The sequence below is a fragment of the Pseudomonas sp. LBUM1644 genome (genome assembly GCF_059716195.1).
The window spans coordinates 1,034,914-1,056,443 of the sequence record NZ_CP166812.1 but is presented as its reverse complement, the minus strand read 5'-3'; the positions used below and the strand labels follow the sequence as shown (position 1 = coordinate 1,056,443).

21 protein-coding genes are annotated in these 21,530 nt (G+C 58.2%); 1 reads left to right on the top strand and 20 read right to left on the bottom strand.

Annotation, left to right across the window (positions count from 1 at the left end; all coding sequences use genetic code 11):
- Positions 1-13 precede the first annotated feature (13 nt).
- The 8 genes from ACA052_RS04785 to ACA052_RS04750 all read right to left on the bottom strand — a co-directional run bounded on the left by ACA052_RS04785 (position 14) and on the right by ACA052_RS04750 (position 7,664).
- On the bottom strand, positions 14-772 hold the full coding sequence (locus ACA052_RS04785) for a TauD/TfdA family dioxygenase (RefSeq protein WP_497648629.1): 759 nt from the start codon (positions 770-772) through the stop codon (positions 14-16).
- 21 nt (positions 773-793) lie between these two features.
- On the bottom strand, positions 794-1,666 hold the full coding sequence (locus ACA052_RS04780; RefSeq protein ID WP_497648628.1) for a branched-chain amino acid aminotransferase: 873 nt from the start codon (positions 1,664-1,666) through the stop codon (positions 794-796).
- Positions 1,667-1,689: 23 nt separating this feature from the next.
- Positions 1,690-3,030, bottom strand: a complete 1,341-nt coding sequence (locus ACA052_RS04775; RefSeq protein WP_497648627.1) for a KamA family radical SAM protein — start codon at positions 3,028-3,030, stop codon at positions 1,690-1,692.
- Positions 3,031-3,061: 31 nt separating this feature from the next.
- Positions 3,062-3,706 carry a glutathione transferase gene (gene yfcF / locus ACA052_RS04770; protein WP_497648626.1) on the bottom strand — a complete coding sequence of 215 codons (645 nt, stop codon included), beginning with the start codon at positions 3,704-3,706 and terminating at the stop codon, positions 3,062-3,064.
- A 421-nt stretch (positions 3,707-4,127) separates the two neighbouring features.
- Positions 4,128-4,613 (bottom strand): cupin domain-containing protein, encoded by a 486-nt coding sequence (locus ACA052_RS04765; protein WP_497648625.1) that lies wholly within the window; start codon positions 4,611-4,613, stop codon positions 4,128-4,130.
- A gap of 82 nt (positions 4,614-4,695) precedes the next feature.
- Positions 4,696-5,190: a RidA family protein gene (locus ACA052_RS04760; protein WP_497648624.1), complete on the bottom strand. Its 495-nt coding sequence runs from the start codon at positions 5,188-5,190 to the stop codon at positions 4,696-4,698.
- A 49-nt stretch (positions 5,191-5,239) separates the two neighbouring features.
- Positions 5,240-6,520 carry an ATP-grasp domain-containing protein gene (locus tag ACA052_RS04755; protein WP_497648623.1) on the bottom strand — a complete coding sequence of 427 codons (1,281 nt, stop codon included), beginning with the start codon at positions 6,518-6,520 and terminating at the stop codon, positions 5,240-5,242.
- Positions 6,521-6,563: 43 nt separating this feature from the next.
- A complete protein-coding gene (locus ACA052_RS04750) occupies positions 6,564-7,664 on the bottom strand; it encodes an MFS transporter (RefSeq protein ID WP_497648622.1) in 1,101 nt (366 codons plus the stop codon).
- Between the two features lie 147 nt (positions 7,665-7,811).
- Here ACA052_RS04750 and ACA052_RS04745 point away from each other — a divergent pair, with 147 nt between their 5' ends.
- Positions 7,812-9,239 carry an aminotransferase-like domain-containing protein gene (locus tag ACA052_RS04745; protein ID WP_497648621.1) on the top strand — a complete coding sequence of 476 codons (1,428 nt, stop codon included), beginning with the start codon at positions 7,812-7,814 and terminating at the stop codon, positions 9,237-9,239.
- A 248-nt stretch (positions 9,240-9,487) separates the two neighbouring features.
- Here the strand turns inward: ACA052_RS04745 and cyoE are convergent, their stop codons facing one another.
- From cyoE to ACA052_RS04685, 12 genes are all read right to left on the bottom strand, one after another.
- Positions 9,488-10,375, bottom strand: coding sequence for a heme o synthase (cyoE, locus tag ACA052_RS04740; protein WP_497648620.1), 888 nt, complete (start codon positions 10,373-10,375; stop codon positions 9,488-9,490).
- An 11-nt stretch (positions 10,376-10,386) separates the two neighbouring features.
- Positions 10,387-10,728, bottom strand: a complete 342-nt coding sequence (cyoD, locus tag ACA052_RS04735) for a cytochrome o ubiquinol oxidase subunit IV (RefSeq protein ID WP_497648619.1) — start codon at positions 10,726-10,728, stop codon at positions 10,387-10,389.
- Positions 10,728-11,354: a cytochrome o ubiquinol oxidase subunit III gene (locus ACA052_RS04730; RefSeq protein WP_497648618.1), complete on the bottom strand. Its 627-nt coding sequence runs from the start codon at positions 11,352-11,354 to the stop codon at positions 10,728-10,730. Before ACA052_RS04730 ends, cyoD begins: the two co-directional genes overlap by 1 nt.
- A gap of 3 nt (positions 11,355-11,357) precedes the next feature.
- Positions 11,358-13,388 (bottom strand): cytochrome o ubiquinol oxidase subunit I, encoded by a 2,031-nt coding sequence (cyoB, locus tag ACA052_RS04725; protein WP_497648617.1) that lies wholly within the window; start codon positions 13,386-13,388, stop codon positions 11,358-11,360.
- Positions 13,389-13,391: 3 nt separating this feature from the next.
- Positions 13,392-14,336 carry a ubiquinol oxidase subunit II gene (gene cyoA, locus ACA052_RS04720; protein WP_497648616.1) on the bottom strand — a complete coding sequence of 315 codons (945 nt, stop codon included), beginning with the start codon at positions 14,334-14,336 and terminating at the stop codon, positions 13,392-13,394.
- Between the two features lie 826 nt (positions 14,337-15,162).
- Positions 15,163-15,672, bottom strand: coding sequence for a disulfide bond formation protein B (locus ACA052_RS04715; protein WP_497648615.1), 510 nt, complete (start codon positions 15,670-15,672; stop codon positions 15,163-15,165).
- A 260-nt stretch (positions 15,673-15,932) separates the two neighbouring features.
- Positions 15,933-16,709, bottom strand: a complete 777-nt coding sequence (locus tag ACA052_RS04710; protein WP_497648614.1) for an ABC transporter substrate-binding protein — start codon at positions 16,707-16,709, stop codon at positions 15,933-15,935.
- A 318-nt stretch (positions 16,710-17,027) separates the two neighbouring features.
- The gene (moaE, locus tag ACA052_RS04705) at positions 17,028-17,480 is read right to left on the bottom strand and encodes a molybdopterin synthase catalytic subunit MoaE (RefSeq protein ID WP_408986690.1); all 453 of its coding nucleotides are present in this window, start codon (positions 17,478-17,480) and stop codon (positions 17,028-17,030) included.
- A gap of 3 nt (positions 17,481-17,483) precedes the next feature.
- The gene (gene moaD, locus ACA052_RS04700; protein WP_497648613.1) at positions 17,484-17,726 is read right to left on the bottom strand and encodes a molybdopterin converting factor subunit 1; all 243 of its coding nucleotides are present in this window, start codon (positions 17,724-17,726) and stop codon (positions 17,484-17,486) included.
- The gene (gene moaC, locus ACA052_RS04695; protein WP_077430837.1) at positions 17,723-18,196 is read right to left on the bottom strand and encodes a cyclic pyranopterin monophosphate synthase MoaC; all 474 of its coding nucleotides are present in this window, start codon (positions 18,194-18,196) and stop codon (positions 17,723-17,725) included. The genes moaD and moaC overlap by 4 nt, the downstream gene beginning before the upstream one ends.
- A gap of 253 nt (positions 18,197-18,449) precedes the next feature.
- Positions 18,450-19,844, bottom strand: a complete 1,395-nt coding sequence (locus ACA052_RS04690) for a PhoH family protein (protein WP_497648612.1) — start codon at positions 19,842-19,844, stop codon at positions 18,450-18,452.
- 337 nt (positions 19,845-20,181) lie between these two features.
- A complete protein-coding gene (locus ACA052_RS04685) occupies positions 20,182-21,306 on the bottom strand; it encodes a polysaccharide deacetylase family protein (protein WP_497648611.1) in 1,125 nt (374 codons plus the stop codon).
- Positions 21,307-21,530 lie beyond the last annotated feature (224 nt).

The following is a 21,530-nucleotide window of genomic DNA, read 5'->3' as shown; positions in this document are numbered from 1 at the left end:
GGCGACGGATAAATCAAGCCAGCCAGTAGCGGGTCAGGTTTCGCGCCGGGTCAGTGTATCGACTGCGGGCGTGGATCATCCGCCAGTTGTCCCAAATCAGCAGGCAGCCGTCGGGAATCAGCACCGGCGTGTTGTGTCGCACGAAGTATTCCTCACCGAGGACGGCAAACCTGGCCAGTGGTGACGAGCTGTTGGCGACCTGCGATTGCCGCAGATCTTCCTTGGATGGATTCACATCACCGTAGTGAAACTGGTTGTAGCTGAAGCGGAAAATGTCACCGTCCTCTGTCGGCGTCAGGATGTATTCCTTGACCCGACGCTGCGCGGCTTCACCGGGTTTGGCGGTCGCGACGAATTCCACGGGGGTGTCGTCGATCCATTCCCGCAACTCGGGTTCGGTGCGCTCGAGGAACGCCAGAAACCCGATCCCGTCGACCAACCCGGTATGCCCGCCACCGCACGTCGCCTGTTGATGACAATGCAGCGCCAGATAACGTGGCGGCGGCCCGTAGACCGGCGCCTCGGTGTGTGGGCCGATGCCGTTCATGCTCTGGGAATACGGCAAGTCTTCGTACCCTGGCTTGCGAGTGATGGCGAAGGCCATCTGCCCGTTGAACTGCGGAATGATCGGACCGAATTCATGCAGAGTTCCTACGACATCGTCGGCAAATTCGTCCGGGGTCAGCACCGTCCAGCCTTGCGCCGATAATTCTTCATGGCGATGGCCCAGCGCTGCGTAAGGTTTAGACGCAACAATCCCTTGATCTGGCATGGTGAAGTTCCTGGCTGTTTATCAGGCGTTGACGGTTGAGGTGTAAGCGGCAATGAACTCGCGGCAGGCGGTGCCCGGTCGATAGCGCTGTTCATCGATGCTCTGCACAGGAGTGATTTCGGCCGCGGTGCCCGTCAGAAAACACTCGTCGAAGTCGCCCAGTTCCGTAGGAAGAATGGTTCGCTCGACCACCTGGTAATCCAGCGTCTTGGCCAGCTCGATGACGGTCTGGCGGGTGATGCCATTGAGAAAGCAATCGGGCAGTGGCGTGTGCAGCGTCCGGTCCTTGACGAAGAACACATTGGCGCTGGTGGCTTCGGCGACATGACCACGCCAGTCGAGCATCAGTGCGTCGTGATAACCGCTGTTTTCAGCGTCGTGCTTGCTCAGTGTGGCGATCTGGTAATGCCCGGACGCCTTGGCTTCGAACGGGCTGCTGCTCGGTGGCGGACGCCGCCACTCGGCGGTCTTCAAGCGGATGCCGGCCATGCGCGCCGCCGGGTCGAAATAGCTCGGCCATTGCCAGCAGGCGATCGCCACATGGACGCTGTTGAAACGGGCCGAGGTGGAAATCATTTCACTGCCGCGCCACGCGACCGGCCGCAGGTAGCCGTCAACCACGTTATTGCGGCGCAGCAGTTCATGGCTGGCGGCTTCCAGTTCGGCCAGCGCATAGGGGATGGCGAAACCCATCAACGCTGCCGAGCGAGACAGCCGCTCGCTGTGTTCGCGCAGTTTGAAAATATTGCCGTTGTACACACGTTCCCCTTCATACACCGTGCCCGCGTAATGCAGGCCATGGGTCAGCACATGCAGCCGCGCCTGGGCCCACTCGACGAACTCACCGTCGAGCCAGATAAAGCCTTCTCGTTGATCAAACGGGATACCGCTCATTTTCCTATCTCCTGTGAATCGTCCTACGCCGTTTGCAGCAGGACCGATATCAATTCAGGCGCCGTCACCGGATCGTTCTGAAAGAAGAACCAGCGCTCACCAAACGCCGGCCGCAACTCATCGAACCAGGTCGCTTGCGGGTCGAATCGCGCATAGAACGTGCGCAACACCCATTGCGGATTGCGGGCCTGGAGAAACTGCAGCACAAAGACTTTTTCCCCGGCGACGGTCTCGATACCGTTGATCAACACCTTGCCGTAGAAGGTGCTCATGGACGGTCCGCGAACCGTGCGCGCCAGCCCGGACACCGTTCGGTAAGCCGCTTGAAAGATCTCGAATGCGCGAGCCAGCGGCATCGCGAAGTAATGGCTGGGGCCGGTATCGCGCTCGACGAACATGTAATAAGGCACCGCGCCAAGCCGGACGCCTTCGGTCCAGAGCGCTGCCCAGTCCGCCGGGTTTTCGTTGATGTGCCGAATCACCGGAGCCTGCATGCGCAAGGTCGCTCCGGTGGAACGAATGCGCTCGATGGCCTGGCGAGCAATGTCCTGGCGGATTTCCACCGGGTGGTTGTAGTGGCCCATGATCGCGAGGTTTTTCCCGGCCGCGACGATCCGCTTGAACAGGTCGAGCAGTTCCGGCGCGTCCTTGTCGCTGACAAACCGTTGTGGCCAATACGCCACGGACTTGGTGCCGATGCGGATGCTGTTCAGGTGGGGCAGTTCCAGCAGCGGTTCGATGTACCCGGCCAGCGAGCGGGTGTTCATGATCATCGGGTCGCCACCGGTAATCAGCACATCGGTCACTTCGGGATGGGCCCGCAAGTAACTCACCAGCTCCTGGGACTCACGCGCATTGAACTTGAGTTCTTCCTCGCCGATGAACTGCGCCCAGCGGAAACAGAACGTGCAGTAGGCGTGACACGTCTGACCGGCACCAGGGAAAAACAGCACGGTCTCGCGGTACTTGTGCTGAATGCCCGGCAGGACTTTTCCTTCGAGGCTGACGCTGTTGTGCGTCAGCTGCCCGGCCGGATGCGGGTTCATGCGCAGCCAGATCGCCTCGATCCGACGCTTGATGGCGACGGCATCGTCCTGCCCGATCAATTGCTTGAGCGAGGCATACTCGTCCGGCAACAACATGTCCTTGTGCGGAAAGGTCATGCGAAAAATCGGATCGTGCGGAATGTTGTTCCAGTCAATCAGCGTCCCGAGGACGTATTCATTGGTGCGAAACGGCATGACCCTAGAGACGACGGTCATGGCTTCTTGCAACGCTGGCGTCAATTTCTGCCAGTACGGCGTGTCGCGAATGGTGCGTGAGTTATAGGGTTTGTATCTTTCCTGCTCCGACATTCCCTGCATGGCAGTGCTCCTGATGATGTCCTGGCGGTTTTCACTGAATGGCCGGCGCTGCGCGCTCTATGTCCATCCATGCCCGAACGCTGTCGCGATCCCACTGTCGGCGCACGTAGGCGGCGAGCCGCGCCGGGACTTGATCGCCATTGGCAACCAGTCGGTTGAGCATGATTGCCAAGTCGGTGTCGGCAATGCTCCAGTCGCCGAACAGATGCTCCGCGCCGCCCTCCAGCAAGCGATCGGCGACATAAAACAACCTGTCAACGGCTGCCAGAGCCTCGTCGGACAGGGGCGTATTTTTTTTGCCGAAGTAGATAAGGTCCGCCGGTCGCTCTTTGCGGATAACCAACAAATCGCTACGCAACCAGGCCTGGAGTTGACGAGCGCGGGCGCGCTGTTGAATGTCCAGCGGTAATAATCTTTTTTGACCGGGCGTGAGTTCATCCAGATATTCAGCAATGGCCGAAGATTCCGACAATGCAAAACCACCGCAAACTAATGTTGGGACTTTGCACGTCAACGATAAATCGCGATACGGCCTTAGATAGTTCTCACGAGCTTTTAAATCAACGGTAACGATATCGAATGAAAGTTGCTTTTCCTTCAACGCCACAAATGCCGACATTGCAAACGCACTGACAAAATCAGCACCGACATAGAGTTTGAATTTCGTGCTTTCCATAGACCACTCCACTTCATTAACTGCGCTGGTTAATTGGCATTGGAAGTGATCGTAGTTAGTTGACCAGGGGCTGGATAGATACAGAAATTGCCTGTTTCAATGAATACAGAAAGCACCGGCAAGTGAACCGACAAGCAGGCTGGAGGGACTCGACAGAAATGAAGGGGAGCCAGCGGACTAATGCCTGTCAGTTAAGAAATCTCAGGCGAAACACGCTTCTTGTAGCAGCTGGCGAAGCCTGCGTTCGGCGGCGAAGTCGTCGTGAAACCTGTGCACGAGGTGTTTCTGATGCACCGCGTCGGTTGATTTCACGACGGCTTCGCCGCCGAACGCAGGCTTCGCCAGCTGCTACAGATCGCATTACGGCAACTGATCGGCATTTGCCAACAAACGCTGACTCCCTCGTGCGAAACAGGCGGAATTACGCGGGGCGGGTAATCAACCCGTGACTGTCGGCGAAGTTCGAGAGCAGTGCCATTTGCGGCATGTTGCTCATGTTCAGCATCGCCAGCGGCTCGACGGCGCTGACGTTGACGAACCCGTGTCGGGTCCAGGCTGGCACCAGCAGCACGTCGCCGATGCTAACGGGCACTGCATCGGCATCGCCCAGGGTCAATGTGCCGCTGCCCGACTGAATCACGAACAGGTGCCACCATGAATGGGCATGTCCGTTCAGCACAACGCCCGGATTCAACCATTGCATGGCGATAGCCATTCCAGGTGTCACTTCGCAGCCCTCGACACTCTTGTCGTGAGCCAGTGCGACGATATCGATATCACTCCCTTCGAAGTTTTTACGCACCTGCGCTAGTTCAGTGCCTTTCCACACACGTGGGCTGACCGGTTGATGGTGCAAACTCTGACGAAAGTCCTTATATGAAAAAAATGCACCTTGAACACTGTTCATCCGCACGCCCCGTCTTATTCTAATGCCTTGGCGCTGAACCTTAGATTAACGATCCAGCGCTGTAAAGCCGAGCGGTTGTTAGTTATAGCGCAGAAGGACGCAAGGCCACGATCATATCCACTTCTACCGCGGCGTTTTTGGGAAGTTGATAAACACCGACCGTTGTTCGTGTATGTTTGCCGGCATCGCCCAGCACATGACTGAATACGTCCGAAGCGCCATTGGCCACGTCACTGAGATCGACAAAGTCCGCCGTTGATCGCACATACACCGTGACACGGATCAAGGACTTGATTTTATCCAGTGAACCGATGGCATCGACGATCAGTGCAAGCCCGCGCATCGCGCTGATACTGGCGGCTGCCTGCGCATCGGCCAGGTTGAGGTCCTGCCCGACTCGGCCAGGGTACTGAATCTTGCCGTTCATGCGCGGCACCAGCCCGCTGACGTACAGCTCATCATGATGCCGAATCAGGGGGGCGTAATGCCCGCCTGCCGTGTTTTCCCCATAGATGTCGTAGTCGAGTTCCTTTGCCAGGGTTATGAAGCGTTCATCGCAGCTCATTTGCTCAATCATTTACCTAATCCTCTCCATCAATAATGCAAAAAACATTGATTTCAGCGATTCAGCCCACCGCTCTAGCCGGCGCTGCCAGGCAGGTCACCTCGACCTGAGACTCGATCGCCTCGGCCAAACGCAGCAGGTTGTCACTGAGTTGCCCGTAGTCCTCGCAGAACAGCACGATGTGGCCAATGAACGAGGTGTTGTCTTTCACCAGGGCCGTGACCGAATCACCGACGCGTTTGGTGTACACCGCTTCCACCCATTCGATATTCAGTGCCCGGGCCAGCGCCTCGATGTCCGGTGCTGCGCGCAACAGACCACCCGCCGGCGCCCTGAGCAGGCGAATACCGCAATAGCCCCGGGCGACCGGGTCCAGATGTTCGGTCTTGCCTTCCACTGCCCATCTGACCCAGCGCTCCCACGGATCGAAATCGACGAACGCCAGGCGGGCCAGGTCCCAGATGTGCATGCCACCGGGGCGCATATTGGTTTCCACCGCCGAGGTCAGGCCGTCGCCACGCAGGAATACTTCGTTGTGATAAGCACCGTTATCCAGCGAGACCAACCCGGACATGTGTCGGCCGGCCGCCGCCAGGCGAGCCTGGACATCTGCAGCCAAAGGCGCGGGGACCACTTGCTGGATTTCCGCGCGGTAAGCGCCTTCAGTGGTGGTTTTTTCGGTGACCCACGTACTGCCCGCCACGTAATCCCAGCTGTATTCCCGCGCGTTCTGGATCAGTTCTTCAAGGACGATGCCGCCCTCGCGATACGGCTTCAGCGCCTGCCAGGCTTCATCGCATTCGGACGGATGATGGATGACCCGGCAGCCTCGGCTCGCGCCTTCACAGGCCGGCTTGATGAACGCTTTGCCGCCGAGCTCGACGACCCGCTGACGCAATTCGGACAGGCTCTCGACGCGTGCGGAAAACACCGGACGGTAATCCTCCGGGGAATAGCTGGCAGTCGCTTCCAGCTTGCGAAAAATCTGCTTGTCCAAGCCCGCCCGCGCCTCGCCCGGCGTGATGCCTGGCAAGCCGTAATGGCTGGCGAGTGCGGCACCGAGCAGTACGCCGCGGTCGGAAAAAGGCAGAACACCGATCAGCTTCCAGCGGTCGCCATTCAGGCAACTCGCGACCAGCTCAAGGGAGGCCGCCACCTCTTCTTCGGCCAATGACGTGGTGCACACGTGGTCGGCCACCTGATCGTCGCCGGGCCGAATCTGCTCGACCAGCAGGATCAGCCGGGCGTTATAGAGTGACTTGCAGAGGTCGCGCAGCTTCTGGATATCGTGGACCCGATTGCCGTTGTACCCGACCACTACTACGCATGACGTCGTATTCATGAAGCCTCCGACCTGTGGAGCAAAAAAACGCAAATTCGATGACTCAATCGTGCAGGGACGCGTTGGATTGGCGGTTGAGCCAGTACCAGGCGAGGATTCCTCCGGCGCCAATGACGGCCAGCACCAACGCGTTGTAGGGCATCGGCACGACCCGCATGATCAGCACCGTCAGCCCGGCCCCCACGCCCAGCGAGACTTCCTTGACGAACATGTTGTTTTGTTTGACGGAGAAGTAATCGAGGTAGCTGAACGCGCATTCGGCGATGGACAGCAGGGACACCCAGATCAGCGCGCCAGCGAGGGTCTCGACGTGGAAAGCGGCCGGTGACGAGAGCACCGCGAAGCCGCCGATGATGATCCCGATCACCGCAATCACCTTGAAGCGTCCGGTGCGCTCGATCAGTTTCATCACCGGCACCTGCGCGAACACCACCACGGCGCTGTTGAGGATCAGCATCAAGCCGTACCAGGCCGGTAATTCGCCGGTTTCGAGGAGGATGGCTTGCGGCAGGATAGAGAACACGCCAAAGAGCTTGATGCCCATGATGATGCCGGCGATCACCCACGGCAGTTTGTTGCGCCAGCCGCTGCCGTCCTTGGCGACAGGACTGGAAATGACTGGCTGCGTGGTGAACGTCGCGCCCATGGCGATGGGCAGGCACAACAGGACGAAACTCGCGGCGCCGAGGAAAAACATTGTTGGCGTCAGCAGCGGTGACAGCAGGATCAGGCCCGCCACCAGGCTGCCCATGTTCATGGCCACCCGGTTATAGGCCGCGCCTTCTTTGGTCTGCGCCGCTTCGCTCTTGATCAGATAGCCGGCAATCGCGATGCCGTAGGCAAACAAGGCGGCGGCGAACATCACCATGCCCTGGTTGCTGGTGACCGCGAGCAGCACCAGTCCGAGAGCAGCGCACAGCAGCGTGACGCTCAGGGAACGCCGACCCAGCACCAACAAAGTCAGGGGCAGGAGCAACAACAACGCCCGGTAACCGAGGGCGAGGATGCTGTTGGTGGCGGTGTCGAGCCAGACGTTGGCCTTGCCCAGCACGGCGAACAGCGACACGGCGGTGATGATCCGGATCGTGAACAGGCGGATGTTGATCACCGGCTTGGCGATGGCGACCGTTGTTTGAACACTCATGCAACACCTCTGAACCGTGTAATTGCAGGGCCACAGGCGCCGACAATCAGGAAAGTCTTTAAGGCGATGGTAGAGAGAGACGTTTGTTTTCATCAGAGCAAGTTCGTATAGAATCAAACGAACTTTACTGCCGGAGAGACCAGTAAAATGCAGGTTCAACGCGCAGTCATCGCCGCTATTGAATTTCAGCCCGGCGTACCGCTGGTCCAGCAGATCGTCGATCAGTTATCGCTGGCGATCAGCCAGGGCGGCCTGCCCCACGGGGCCAAGCTGCCGCCGATTCGCGAACTCTCCGACCTGATGAACGTGGGCAAGTCCACGGTGGTCGATGCGCTGGACCGCTTGCGGGCCAAGGGATTGGTGGTCTCACGCCAAGGTTCGGGGCATTACGTGCACCGCACCAGCACTACGCTTCAGACCGGCATCGGCCCGGACTTGCAACCTCAAGACACCCTCAGCGTGGTCCGCCGCGCGTTGCTGCTGGACAACGGCGCGCTGCGTCCCGGCTGCGGATTCCTGCCGACCTCGTGGCTGCCTGCCGATGAACTGCTCAAAGCCGTGCGCGGCACCCTGCGCGCCACGAGCCTGCGCATGGGCGAGTACGGAGTTGCCGGCGGTTACCTGCCGCTGCGCCAGGCATTGCGGGTCAAGCTCTCGACCTTCGGCATCGAAGTCCCGGTGGATCAGATCATCACCACCGCCAACACCATGCAGGCCATCGACCTGCTGATGCGCCTGCTGATCAAACCCGGCGACACGGTGCTGCTCGACGATCCGTGCTACTTCAACATGCACGCCAACCTGGCGTTGCACGGAGCCAAGGTCATCACCATCGCCCGGGATTGTGACGGCATGGACCTCGATGCCTTCGAGCAACTGTTGATCGCCCATAAGCCCGTGCTGTACATGACCAACAGCACGCTGCACAACCCGACCGGGCACTCGTTTTCCCCGGCTCAGGTTTATCGGTTGCTGGAGCTGAGTCACCGGTATGGTTTCCATATTCTGGAAGACGATTTGTATGCCGACATTCAGCAACGCCGCACGCCAAGACTGGCCGCGAGCGGGCTGGACAACGTCAGCTACATCTCCGGTTTCTCCAAGACCCTGACGGCCAACAGTCGTGTCAGTTACGCAGTGCTGTCACCGCAACTGGCGGCACGGCTGGTCGCCCTGAAAATGGCGTGTGGCGGGGTGACTTCGGAGCTGGCCGAGCATATTACGTGCACCATGCTCAGTGATGGGAGTTACACCAAGCACGCACGGCGCACGGTGGATCGGCTTTATGAGTCGAGCAGCCGGGTGGCCAGTTGGCTGGTTGAGGCAGGGTGTTCGGTGTCTTCGCTACCGGGTGAAGGGCTGTTTATCTGGACTCGATTGCCCGAAGGCTTGCACGCTGAAACGTTGGCCAGAAAGGGACTGGAAAATAACCTGGTCCTCGCTCCCGGCACCTTGCTCAGCAAAGCCCCGGATGCCAGCCACTTCCTGCGGTTTAACGTGGCGCATAGCGATCACACCCAGGTACGCGAGCGGTTCCTGCGCCTTCTCGACACCCGAGCGAACGCCCTTCTGTAGGAGCTGCCGAAGGCTGCGATCTTTTGATCTTGGTTTTGGGTGGAGCTGACATCGCTAAAGATCAAAAGATCGCAGCCTTCGGCAGCTCCTACAGGGGTTTGGTGTCGTGTTCGAAATTGGCGGCAATACCGAGCCATTGTGGGAGCGAGCCTGCTCGCGAACGGGGCAACCCGGTCCACTAGAAAACACCCAACAAAAAACCCCGCTCTTCTCTCGAAGGCGGGGCTTTTCTTTACAGCATCCGACGCTTAAGGCGCGTACGTCAGCAGCAGCTCGGTCGGCACTTTGAAGTCCAGGGACATCATCACGCTCAACGCGGTAATGGTGAAGATCGAGAACACGAACAGCTTGCGTGCCCAGACCGTGTCATCCACTGCCTTGTAACCGGTCCAGGCCATGTACAACCAGTACATGCCCATGGCCGCGGCAACGGCGAGGTAGCTCATGCCGGCGTAGCCGCTGAAGGTCAGCATCAAGGTCGCCACGAGGAACGCCAGGATGTAGAGCAGGATGTGCTTCTTGGCCACTTCGATTCCGCGCTTCACTGGCAACACCGGAATCGATGCGGCCAGGTAATCGTTGAAGCGGAAGATCGCGATGGCGTAGGAATGCGGCATCTGCCACAGGCTGAACATCACCAGCAACGTCAGTGCGGCCATGTCGAAGCTGTTGGTGACCGCAACGTAACCGATCACCGGCGGCATCGCCCCCGACAGACTGCCCACCAGCGTGCCGTGAACCGACTTGCGCTTGAGGTACAGGCTGTAGAAGCCGACGTAGATGACAAAACCGATCACCGCGAACAGCGCGGCCAGCGGGTTGGCCACCTTGTACAACAAGGCAACGCCGGCGACGCCGAGGACGGTCGCATAGATCAGGGCCAGTTTCAGGGAGATCAAGCCCTGGACCAGCACCCGGTTCTTGGTGCGTTCCATCTTCAGGTCGATGTCGCGGTCGATGCAGTTGTTGAACACGCAACCGGAGGCGACGACCAGGGACGTGCCAATCATCGCAGCCAGGAAAATGGCCAGATCGACATGCCCTTTCGAGGCCAGGAAAAATCCGCCCGCCACAGAAAGCACGTTACCGAAAATGATCCCCGGCTTGGTGATTTGGATAAAGTGCTTTAAGGACATCCGGACTTTCCTCAGTGCGCCATCATGACGGTGTGGATGCTGTACATGATCCACAGCGACAAGCCAACCAACAGGACGATGACCAGCGCCGCGAAGATAAACGCGATCACGTTGTTACGCTGGGCAGCGGAACGGTCCAGGTGGAGGAAGTACACCAGGTGAACGAGCACCTGGATGACTGCGAAGGCCAGTACGATCCAAAGCGTCCAGACCTTCGGCAGCGACGGGTACATCACCAGGCCGAAAGGAATGATCGTCAGGATCACCGACAGGATGAAGCCGATGGCGTAGGACTTGACGCTGCCGTGGCTGTCGTCGTGACCATCGTGGGCGTGAGCGTGAGCGTTAGCCATTACAGAGTCCCCATCAGGTAAACAACGGTGAATACGCAGATCCACACCACGTCCAGGAAGTGCCAGAACAGGCTGAGGCAGCTCAGGCGGGTCTTGTTGGTCGACGTCAGGCCATGCTTGTTGACCTGATACATCATGATCGCCATCCAGATCAGACCGCTGGTCACGTGCAGACCGTGGGTGCCGACCAGGGTGAAGAACCCGGACAGGAAGCCGCTGCGGCTAGGGCCGTAGCCTTCGGAGATCAGCTTGTGGAACTCGTTGATCTCCATGCCGATGAAGCCCAGGCCGAACAGGAAGGTGATGGCCAACCAGCCCAACACCGCTTTCTTGTTGCCCTTGAACAACGCCAGCATGGCGAAGCCGTAGGTGATCGAGCTGAGCAACAGGCAGGCGGTTTCGCCCAGCACGTAGGGCAGCTCGAAGATGTCGTGGCCCGACGGGCCACCCGCTACGTTGTTAACCAGTACCGCGTACACCGCGAAGATCGACGCAAACAGAATGCAGTCGGTCATCAGGTAGAGCCAGAAACCGAATACGGTCATCTCGCCCGAGTCGTGGTGATGGTCATCGTGCCCATGTCCATCGACATGGGTGTGTCCAGCATTGGTCACTAAGTTCGACATGGTTTAAGCCTGTTCCAACGAGGTTTCAACACGGGTGGCGGTGGCTGGAACTTTCCCGGCCGCTACCAGACGCTTGTGCTGCTCGGCTTCGATGCGCTCGATCACGTCGACCGGCACCATATAGCCCTGGTCATCACGTGCAGCGTGGATCACGAAGTAGATCACGGTGCCGGCGAGGCCGAAGATGGCCATCCACCAGATGTGCCAGATCATTGCGAAACCGAACACGGTCAACAGAGCACCCATGACCAGGCCGGTCGCGGTGTTGTTTGGCATGTGGATCGGCTCGTACCTGGCAGGAGCCTGGTACGCAGTACCGTTTTCCTTGGCCTCGGTGAACGGGTCGATGCCTTCGGCTTTCGGCAGCACGGCAAAGTTGTAGAACGGTGGTGGCGACGAGGTCGACCATTCCAGCGTGTGGGCATTCCACGGGTCGCCGGCTTCGCACATGTTCTCTGGCTTGTTGCGATCACGCACGCTGACGTAGAGCTGGATCAGCTGGCAGGCGATACCGCAGGCGATCATCACCGCACCGAACATCGCAACGTACAGGTACGGCACCCACTCAGGGTTGGTGGTGGCGTTCAGACGACGGGTCATGCCCATGAAGCCCAGTGCATAGAGCGGCATGAACGCGACGAAGAAGCCCGAGATCCAGAACCAGAACGCTGCCTTGCCCCAACCTTCGTGCAGCTTGAAGCCGAACGCTTTAGGGAAGTAGAAACCGAAGCCTGCGATGTAACCGAATACCGCGCCGCCGATGATCACGTTGTGGAAGTGCGCGATCACGAACAGGCTGTTGTGCAGGACGAAGTCAGCACCCGGGATGGCCAGCAGTACGCCGGTCATGCCGCCGATGGCGAAGGTCACCATGAAGCCGAGGGTCCAGAGAACCTGACTGGTGAAACGCAGACGGCCCTGGTAAATGGTGAACAGCCAGTTGAATAGCTTCACCCCCGTCGGAATCGAAATCAGCATCGTCGCCAGGCCGAAGAAGGCGTTGACGTTGGCACCCGAACCCATGGTGAAGAAGTGGTGCAGCCAGACCATGAAGCCCAGGATCGAGATCGCGCCCGATGCGTAGATCATCGAGTGGTGGCCGAACAGTTTCTTGCCGGAGAAGGTCGAGATGACTTCGGAGAAGATCCCGAACGCCGGCAGAATCAGGATGTAAACCTCGGGGTGACCCCAGGCCCAGAACATGTTGACGTACATCATCGGATTGCCACCAAGTTCATTGGTGAAAATGTGGAAATCCATGTAACGGTCAAGCGTCAGCAACGCCAGGGTAGCGGTCAGGATCGGGAACGAAGCGACGATCAGAACGTTGGCCCAGGTGCAGGTCCAGGTGAAGATCGGCATGTCCATCAGTTTCATGCCCGGGGTACGCATTTTCAGCACGGTGGCCAGGAAGTTGACCCCCGTCAGTGTCGTCCCGAGACCCGATAGCTGTAGCGCCCAGATGTAGTAGTCCACACCTACGCCAGGGCTATAGCCCAGTTCCGACAGCGGTGGATACGCAACCCAACCGGTACGGGCGAATTCGCCGACACCCAGGGACACGTTCACCAGCACAACGCCGGACACCAGCAGCCAGAAGCTCAAGGAGTTCAGGAACGGGTAAGCAACGTCACGCGCGCCGATCTGCAGCGGCACTGCAAGGTTCATCAGGCCGGTGAAGAATGGCATCGCCATGAAGATGATCATGATCACACCGTGAGCGGTGAAGATCTGGTCATAGTGTTCAGGTGGCAGGTAGCCAGGCGAACCCTCGGTGGCCATGGCCAACTGGGTACGCATCATGATGGCGTCGGCAAAACCACGCAGCAGCATGACCATGGCAACGATGATGTACATCACACCGATTTTCTTGTGGTCGACCGACGTCAGCCACTCGGTCCACAAGTAGGTCCACTTCTTGAAGTAGGTGATTGCAGCGAAAACCGCCAGGCCACCGAGCGCGATCATGGCGATGGTCACCATCACGATCGGTTCGTGGAACGGGACCGCTTCCCAACTTAATTTACCAAACATCGTTTACTCCTCTGCCCCGGCAGCTGAATGCGAACTCATGTCCATCCCTTCCATGGCGGCCATTTCGTGCTCTTTCTTCTCGTGGTGCATTGGCTTGCCCGCTTTCATGCCTTCGTATTTGTCGACGATGGTCTGGAACAGGTTTGGCGTGAACGAGGAGTAGAGCTCGACTGGGTTGTTCTGGCTTGGCTTGGCGAGGGCTTCGTATTCAGCTTTTTCAAGCTGTTTAGGTGCTTTTTTGACTTCGCTTACCCAGGCGTCGAAATCTTCCTGAGAGGTCGCGATAGCTTTGAACTTCATGCCGGTGAAACCCGCGCCGCTGTAGTTGGCGGAGATACCGTCCATTTCAGCATTCTGGTTGGCGATCAGGTGCAGTTTGGTCTGCATGCCGGCCATCGCGTAGATCTGGCCACCCAGAGCCGGGATGAAGAACGAGTTCATCACGGCGTCCGAAGTGATCTTGAAGTTGATCGGCGTGTGGGCCGGGAACACGATCTTGTTGACGGTGGCGATGCCTTGTTCCGGGTAGATGAACAACCACTTCCAGTCCAGCGCGACCACTTCAATGGTGATCGGCTTGACGTCAGATTCCAGCGGCTTGTAAGGGTCCAGGGCGTGGGTCGACTTGTAGGTGACATAACCCAGGGCAATGATGATGAGTACAGGAACGGCCCACACCGCGATTTCGATCTTGGTCGAGTGCGACCACTTCGGCGTGTACACGGCGTCGGTGTTGGACGCGCGGTATTTCCAGGCGAACAGGAAGGTCATGACGATGACCGGAACCACGACCAACAGCATCAGCAGCGTTGCGGTGATGATCAGGTTTCGCTCGTCCAGGCCAACCTGGCCCTTGGGATCGAGCAAGGTCATGTTGCAGCCAGACAGCAACAACGTGCCGAGCAGCGGCAATAAGCCTAGTAGTCTGGGGTACCTGTTTTTACTCATCTCACGACCTCTAAAGCAGCTTGCGCAATGCAGTTGGGTTTTGATCGCCAACACTTCACCCTGCCAAGGGTTGGCATTTTTCTTGGATTGAATAAGGGCTGCCCGTCGCGCGTCAGACGCTGTTCGACAAATCCTGGGCTAGCGTTAAGTTCTTATTCGAATTCGTGGTCAAAGGCCTTGTTACAGACCAATTCCATTTGGTGCGGATAGTGGAGGCACCGACACCTCGGGAGTCGCATGAAGCCATTCGACTTCTCGACACCCTATTACTGCTCATGCACCTGAGTCAGGGTGAGCAATGTCGGGAATTCAGTGCGGGCGATTGTAGATATGTAACGATTCATAAACCATGTCTCATCCCGAAATAATTTTTATCCATTTCAGCAACAATCATTAACGGATTTCGCAAAAGTGCGGCATCTTATCGAAATTAATTCTCAACAAAAACACCAAAATAAGTAGGTCTACCAGACGCAGTTCAGACAGTATCAAAAGCTCTGCGCCCTCCTCCGCAACCGCCACAACCCCCATACGACAAGGCCTTTGGCAATTCGCCAGAGCCTGTTAAAACTGCCTGTTTCGGTTTTCGCAGGGTCAAGCGGCGAGTCGCTTGAAAAGGCCAATTTCGTTGCGTAGCTCTGCACCAATGCGCCCCCTGGAAATGCCTTGCGACACTCTCGCTGTGACAACATGTCGCACACGTGCCACACCCTTGCCTGCCACACATCACGGTCTTTTTACCCGGGCTCTGAAATGCAAAACGCCCCGGCCCTCTCAACGAGGACCGGGGCGTTTTTTTTATGACGCTACCGTCAGGTGGATTGCCTCAGCGCAAGGCTTTGCGGTTCCGCGAAATGAGCAGTGGCACCAGCACCACAACCAGCACAAAAGCGAGCAACGCCCATTGTGCAAGGGACAACCCAAGGATCGGCGGGTACGGTGTCGAGCAGAAACCATCGACCTGGAAGCCTAGCGGGAAGATCTTCGCCAGCGGCAAACCGTCGACAATCGGTTGCAGCACATCGATGCCGCAGCTGACCACGGGGTAAAACTGCGTGTAGACGTGATGCCCGGCAACCGCAACGCCGGCCAGGGCGCAAATCACCACCAGGGTTTCAAAGACTGTAATGCTGCGGCGGGTGCGCATGGCCGCGCCGATGAAGGCGAAGAGCGCAATCAGCAGCAACGCATAACGTTGCAGGATGCACAGCGGGCATGGCGCTTCACCCAGAACCACTTGCATGTACAGCGCGCCGCCGATCAGCGCCAGGCAGATGATGCCCAGCAACACCAGGTAGCGTCGCTCACGTCCCAACCGTATTGTTTCCTCGCTCATCGCGTTTCCCTTCCAGATATCGATTGCCCCGAAGTCTACACGCTGGCCCCCAGCTTTGAGAGCCCGGAGCGCGTGGATAGATCGGGGAATAAACGACAGGCCGGTTAAGCAGGGATTAATCTTTGAACGCTTTCAGGAATCGCCCCCTGCAGGATGTACGCAAAACCCTGTAGGAGCTGCCGCAGGCTGCGATCTTTTGATCTTAAAAGAGCAACATCAAAAGATCGCAGGCTGCGCCAGCTCCTACAGAAGCTGAACCCTCAATCGCCGTAGATATCAGACTTGAAGTACTTGTCCGAGATCTTCTGGTATTCGCCATTGGCGCGAATGCCGTCGATGGCCGTGTTCAGCTCGGAAACCAACTCGGTATTGCCTTTGCGCACGGCAATCCCGGCACCCTCGCCCACGTACTTCGGATCCTTGAGCTCCGGGCCGACAAATGCGTAGCCTTTTCCACGCGGCATCGACAGGAAGTCATTCAGTGGAATGGTATCGGCGAAAATGGCATCCAGGCGCCCTGCCGCGAGGTCCATGTAGATCTCTTCGTTATTGCCATAACGCTTGACGTTAATACCCTTGGGTTCAAAAACCTCAGTGGCGTAGCGGTCGGTGGTGGTGGCGCGCTGCACGCCAACCGTCTTGCCTTTGAGGCTGGCGTACTGGTCATCCACGACGGCGCCGTCCTTCATCACCAGGCGCGAAGAGGTGAAATAGTACTTGTGGGTGAAGTCCACTGACTTCTTGCGGTCTTCGTTGATGGTCATGGACGACAGCGCCATGTCGATTTTCTTCACTTTCAGGGAAGGAATCAGACCGTCAAACTCACCTTCGACCCACACGCACTTGACCTTCATCTGCGCGCACAGGGCATTTCCGATGTCATAGTCGAACCCGACGATTTCGCCTTGGTCGGTTTTGGAGGCGAACGGCGGGTAAGCCGCTTCGATGCCAATGCGCAGGGTTTTCTCGGCGGCGAACAGGCTGCTGCACGCCAACAGGCTCAGGGCCAGACCGGTGATGAGGGGGAGTTTCTTCATGTTCGTTCTCTCGCGGGTTGTTGTTGGTTTGGCAAGACAGAAGAAAAAGCTGAAACGGGGAACGCCTTTTTTGTACTTATAATTCCATACTGGACTTTTATGTATTGATCGTCAATTGGGCAGGCGCAGTTGTGCTGGCCGATGGTCGGGAGGGGAGTCAGTGGGATTGGGGGAGTTGCTGAGCACCCTGTAGGAGCTGCCGCAGGCTGCGATCTTTTGATCTTGCTTTGAAAACGAAGATCAAAAGATCGCAGCCTGCGGCAGCTCCTACAGGGAGCGGGCTTGCTCGCGAAGGCGTACTTGCAGACGCAGAAGAACTTACTGCTTCCAGCGATCCGCCGCGGCATGATCGCTGTCACGCCCTTCAACCCAGCGCGGTCCGTCGCTGGTATTTTCCTTCTTCCAGAACGGCGCACGGGTTTTCAGGTAGTCCATGACAAACGCACAGGCGTCGAACGCGGCCTGGCGATGGGCGCTCGCGGCGCCGACGAAGACGATCGGCTCGCCCGGCTCGAGGGCGCCAATGCGATGCAGCACTTCCAGCTTGAGCAGCGGCCAACGCTGCTCGGCCTCGATGGCGATTTTTCCCAGGGCTTTTTCAGTCATGCCCGGATAATGTTCAAGGAACATTCCGGCCACATCGAGCCCGTCATTGAAGTCGCGCACGTAGCCAACAAAACTCACCACCGCGCCGACGCCGACATTGGCAGCGTGCATGGCGTTGACTTCAGCACCCGGATCAAACGCCGTGGACTGCACGCGAATCGCCATGGCTCAGCCCCCGGTCACGGTCGGAAAAAACGCCACTTCATCGCCATCGCTGACAGGTTCATCAAGCTGGCACAGGTCTTCGTTACGTGCGCACATCAGGTTCTGCTCGCTGAGCACTTCGGCGCCGTCGCGCCGGGCCAGCTGCGCACGCACATCGTCGACGGTGGCAAAGTCGCCTTCGACCTTCACCGAATCCACGCCCAGCGTTTCGCGATAACGGGCAAAAAATCTCACGGTGACGTTCATGACGGATCCGCCTGGAAATGGCCGCTCTTGCCGCCGACTTTCTCCAGCAGCCGCACGCTTTCGATGGTCATGCCACGGTCAACCGCCTTGCACATGTCATAGATAGTCAATGCCGCCACACTGGCGGCGGTCAGCGCTTCCATCTCGACGCCGGTCTGCCCGGACAGCTTGCAACGCGCGACGATGCGCACGGTGTCGTCGCCTTCGGCACTCAGCTCGACCTTGACGCCCGTGAGCATCAGCGGATGGCACAGGGGAATCAGGTCGCTGGTTTTCTTCGCCGCCTGGATGCCGGCGATGCGCGCCACGGCGAATACGTCACCCTTGGGGTGACCGCCGCTGACAATCATCTGCAGGGTCTCGGGCAGCATGCGCACCAGCGCTTGGGCGGTCGCTTCACGGAACGTCACGGCTTTTTCAGTGACGTCGACCATGTTGGCGCGACCTTGGGAATCGAGATGAGTCAGCACGGGGTTACTCCTGATCAGGAATCCCGATTGTAAACCTGCGGGTCAAATTTTCGCACGCAAGATTATCCGATCACCCCGCCCCCTGTAGGAGCTGCCGAAGGCTGCGATCTTTTGATCTTGATTTTTTAAGATCAAAAGATCGCAGCCTTCGGCAGCTCCTACAGGGGAATTACGTCGAGCATAAAGTCAGGGGTTTTGTGTGCGGCATAAAAAAACCGGGCGGTTTTGAGGCCGCCCGGTTTTGGTGAAGCGCTTACAAATGCGTTTCGGCGTATTCAGCCAGAATCGAACGTGGCACCCCTTGCAGGGTGATGTGGACACCGTTCGGGAAATCCTTGAAGCGTTCGGTCAGGTACGTCAGCCCGGAACTGGTCGCGGACAGGTAAGGGGTGTCGATCTGCGCCAGGTTGCCCAGGCACACCACTTTGGAACCGGCGCCGGCACGGGTGATGATGGTTTTCATCTGGTGCGGCGTGAGGTTCTGGCATTCGTCGATCAGGATCAGGCTCTGCTGGAAGCTGCGGCCCCGGATGTAGTTAAGGGATTTGAACTGCAACGGCACTTTGCTGAGGATGTAGTCGACGCTGCCATGGGTGTTTTCGTCATCCATGTGCAAGGCTTCGAGGTTGTCGGTGATGGCGCCCAGCCAAGGCTCCATTTTTTCGGCTTCGGTGCCGGGCAGGAAACCGATCTCCTGGTCCAGGCCCTGCACACTGCGGGTCGCGATGATGCGGCGGTAGCGCTTACTGACCATGGTCTGCTCGATCGCCGCCGCCAGTGCCAGGATGGTTTTACCCGAACCGGCCGCCCCCGACAGGTTGACCAGATGAATGTCCGGATCAAGCAAAGCGTACAGCGCCAGGCTCTGATAGATGTCACGCGGCTTCAGGCCCCAGGCTTCCTGGTGCAACAGGGGTTCCTGATGCAGGTCGAGAATCAGCAGCTTGTCCTCGTCAATCTCCTTGATCCAGCCGACAAAACCCTGTTCGTCGATGATGAACTCGTTGATATGCACTGCCGGCAGGTTGTCGATCATCTTCACCTGGTGCCACGTGCGGCCGTGATCCTGACGGGTTTCGACATTCCTCACGAGGTCCCAGAAGGACCCGACCATGTTGTGGTAGCCGTTGGGCAGCAGCGAAACGTCGTCAACCAGTTGGTCGGTGCTGTAGTCCTCGGCCGCGATCCCACAAGCCCGGGCCTTGAGGCGCATGTTGATGTCTTTGGTGACCAGCACCACGGGCAGCTTTGGTTCGCGCGCGTGCAGGTCGATCAACTGATTGATGATGATGTTGTCGTTCAGGTGTTCGGGAAGAATGATGTTCGGTTCGGCGCGTTTGCTCATCAGAATTGACAGCAAACCCTTTGGCCCACTTTTGCCACGCTGGATCGGCACGCCAAGCTCAACGTCTTCAGGGCTGGCGTCGCCCAGTGTCTTGTCGATCAGGCGAATCGCCTGACGGCATTCCGCGGCCACGCTGTGATGCCCGCTCTTGAGCTTGTCGAGTTCCTCAAGCACGGTCATCGGGATCGCGACGTGGTGTTCTTCGAAGTTAAGCAGCGCGTTTGGATCGTGAATCAGTACGTTGGTATCGAGTACATAAAGGATTGGCTGGTTGGAGGAAGAACTACGTCCGTGATCATCCATACTCGGTCACCTTTGTGGGAGCCAGTCGACGCAATACCGTGACAGTGCTGCGCCTCGAAGTGACTACCGAATTCACCTGTGGAGGATCAAGTGAACTGCATCCATAGCGGGGTCTTGGGAGACGCCACCTGTGTTGCAGGTTTCGGCGGTCTGTCTTCGTAATACTCCAAAACCCATGACAGAAAAAAGCACTTTGACGTTTTTTTGAAGTTTATTTTTCAGAGTGACCAATAGCACTAGGCGGATGGCCATCACCCCGTTAAAGTCGGAAGTCCGCCTGCACTGAAATTTCGCCTGAAATCGCCCCGCCCCCAATGATTACGGGGTTTTTTGCGTTTCAGCGAAAACCGTCCTGACAATCCTCCCAGCCGATCCCGCTTTGCGCGGTTTGCGTGATCAGCCAAGGCAGCGCCGTTTTCACCGCGTCCTGCTTCACATTGAAATTGATCACGCCGTGTCGCCACAGCAACATCAGGGTCAACACCCGTTGCGCGCTCTGATTGCCCTTGAGCTTGCCGGCGCCATCCTGGGCATCGATGTCCCACAGCGCCACTTGCAAGCCCTGAGCCCGGAAGAAACCTTCGGCATCGGCCCGACGCTGGCCATCAGGCGGGCGAAACAGCGGCACGTAATTCTCCGGCAATTTTGTTTTGACCAGCTCGACACTGCGTCGCACCGAGTCCTGCCAGTCTTGCCAGTGACTATGGGAGCGGAACTCCCAACCCTGCACGCCGATGCACTGGGTGGAGTAAGTCGCTTGCAGGCTGGCCACCGAGCGCTCAGCCAGCCGGGCCTGGACGTCCTTGCCAAGGACGAAGAACGTGCCACTCATGTTCGCCTTGCGCAGGTACTCCGTGACCCAGCCCGTATTGTCCGGCAGCGCATTCGCGGCACTGTCGAAGGTCAGCAGAAACAGGCGGTCGTTCATCTCATCGCCATTGCGCTCATAGTCGCCGAAACGATCGATTTCGCTGCTGGTCTGAGGGAACAGCGCCGCTTTGCGCAACTGTTCGTCGAGGTATTGGGCATGGAACAGCCGACTCGGCTCGGCCCACTTTATGTAGTAGCTGTCATCGCTGACCTGAAACTTGGCGGCCTGCCCGCGCAGGGTGTCCATGTCCTCCACCAGAAAGCAGAACGACGCATCCTGGTCGCAGCTGCGCTGGGCGAAGTTGTAGTTGCTCAGCAAACGCTGCCACAGGCGCTGGCGCAAGTGGTTGACCGATTCCAGATTGACCGTGCGCAGGCCCAGGCGCCGGGCCAGACCTGCCTCATCCAGGGATTCGCTGGCGAGCAGGACGCGGGCGAACATGAGGATTTCGGCCCGTGATGCGACGTCGAACAGGGTCGGGTTGCCGAGCTGTTCAGGCCAGGTCGTGCGATCAAGCGTCGCCACATCGCCGGGCGCCGCCAGGGCACCGAAACTAAACAGCCAGGCCGAGAATAAAAAAACGATACGCAATGGGATGTCTCCATAACAAAAACCGCGCCGCACTATATCGCGGGTAGATCAAAAGATCGCAGCTTCGCGTTGCTCGACAGCGCCTACAGGGATTGGCGCGTCCGGTTTATCCCAATTTCACGTCAACTCGGTCCTGTAGGAGCTGCCGAGTGAAACGAGGCTGCGATCTTGTTCCATGACGCCGCCGATCACCTATGACACCCATAGCTGGAGTCAACCAGAAC

Excerpts from the sequence above, each read along its gene's own strand:
- cyoA (WP_497648616.1), bottom strand. The coding sequence starts at position 14,336 with ATGAGTAAAAACAGGTACCCCAGACTACTAGGCTTATTGCCGCTGCTC.
- ACA052_RS04775 (WP_497648627.1), bottom strand. The coding sequence starts at position 3,030 with ATGCAGGGAATGTCGGAGCAGGAAAGATACAAACCCTATAACTCACGC.
- ACA052_RS04760 (WP_497648624.1), bottom strand. The coding sequence starts at position 5,190 with ATGATTGAGCAAATGAGCTGCGATGAACGCTTCATAACCCTGGCAAAG.
- cyoB (WP_497648617.1), bottom strand. The coding sequence starts at position 13,388 with ATGTTTGGTAAATTAAGTTGGGAAGCGGTCCCGTTCCACGAACCGATC.
- ACA052_RS04715 (WP_497648615.1), bottom strand. The coding sequence starts at position 15,672 with ATGAGCGAGGAAACAATACGGTTGGGACGTGAGCGACGCTACCTGGTG.
- ACA052_RS04755 (WP_497648623.1), bottom strand. The coding sequence starts at position 6,520 with ATGAATACGACGTCATGCGTAGTAGTGGTCGGGTACAACGGCAATCGG.
- ACA052_RS04745 (WP_497648621.1), top strand. The coding sequence starts at position 7,812 with ATGCAGGTTCAACGCGCAGTCATCGCCGCTATTGAATTTCAGCCCGGC.
- cyoD (WP_497648619.1), bottom strand. The coding sequence starts at position 10,728 with ATGGCTAACGCTCACGCTCACGCCCACGATGGTCACGACGACAGCCAC.
- yfcF (WP_497648626.1), bottom strand. The coding sequence starts at position 3,706 with ATGGAAAGCACGAAATTCAAACTCTATGTCGGTGCTGATTTTGTCAGT.
- ACA052_RS04750 (WP_497648622.1), bottom strand. The coding sequence starts at position 7,664 with ATGAGTGTTCAAACAACGGTCGCCATCGCCAAGCCGGTGATCAACATC.
- cyoE (WP_497648620.1), bottom strand. The coding sequence starts at position 10,375 with ATGTCCTTAAAGCACTTTATCCAAATCACCAAGCCGGGGATCATTTTC.
- ACA052_RS04765 (WP_497648625.1), bottom strand. The coding sequence starts at position 4,613 with ATGAACAGTGTTCAAGGTGCATTTTTTTCATATAAGGACTTTCGTCAG.
- ACA052_RS04710 (WP_497648614.1), bottom strand. The coding sequence starts at position 16,709 with ATGAAGAAACTCCCCCTCATCACCGGTCTGGCCCTGAGCCTGTTGGCG.
- ACA052_RS04785 (WP_497648629.1), bottom strand. The coding sequence starts at position 772 with ATGCCAGATCAAGGGATTGTTGCGTCTAAACCTTACGCAGCGCTGGGC.
- moaD (WP_497648613.1), bottom strand. The coding sequence starts at position 17,726 with ATGAACGTCACCGTGAGATTTTTTGCCCGTTATCGCGAAACGCTGGGC.
- ACA052_RS04780 (WP_497648628.1), bottom strand. The coding sequence starts at position 1,666 with ATGAGCGGTATCCCGTTTGATCAACGAGAAGGCTTTATCTGGCTCGAC.
- ACA052_RS04690 (WP_497648612.1), bottom strand. The coding sequence starts at position 19,844 with ATGGATGATCACGGACGTAGTTCTTCCTCCAACCAGCCAATCCTTTAT.
- moaE (WP_408986690.1), bottom strand. The coding sequence starts at position 17,480 with ATGGCGATTCGCGTGCAGTCCACGGCGTTTGATCCGGGTGCTGAAGTC.
- ACA052_RS04730 (WP_497648618.1), bottom strand. The coding sequence starts at position 11,354 with ATGTCGAACTTAGTGACCAATGCTGGACACACCCATGTCGATGGACAT.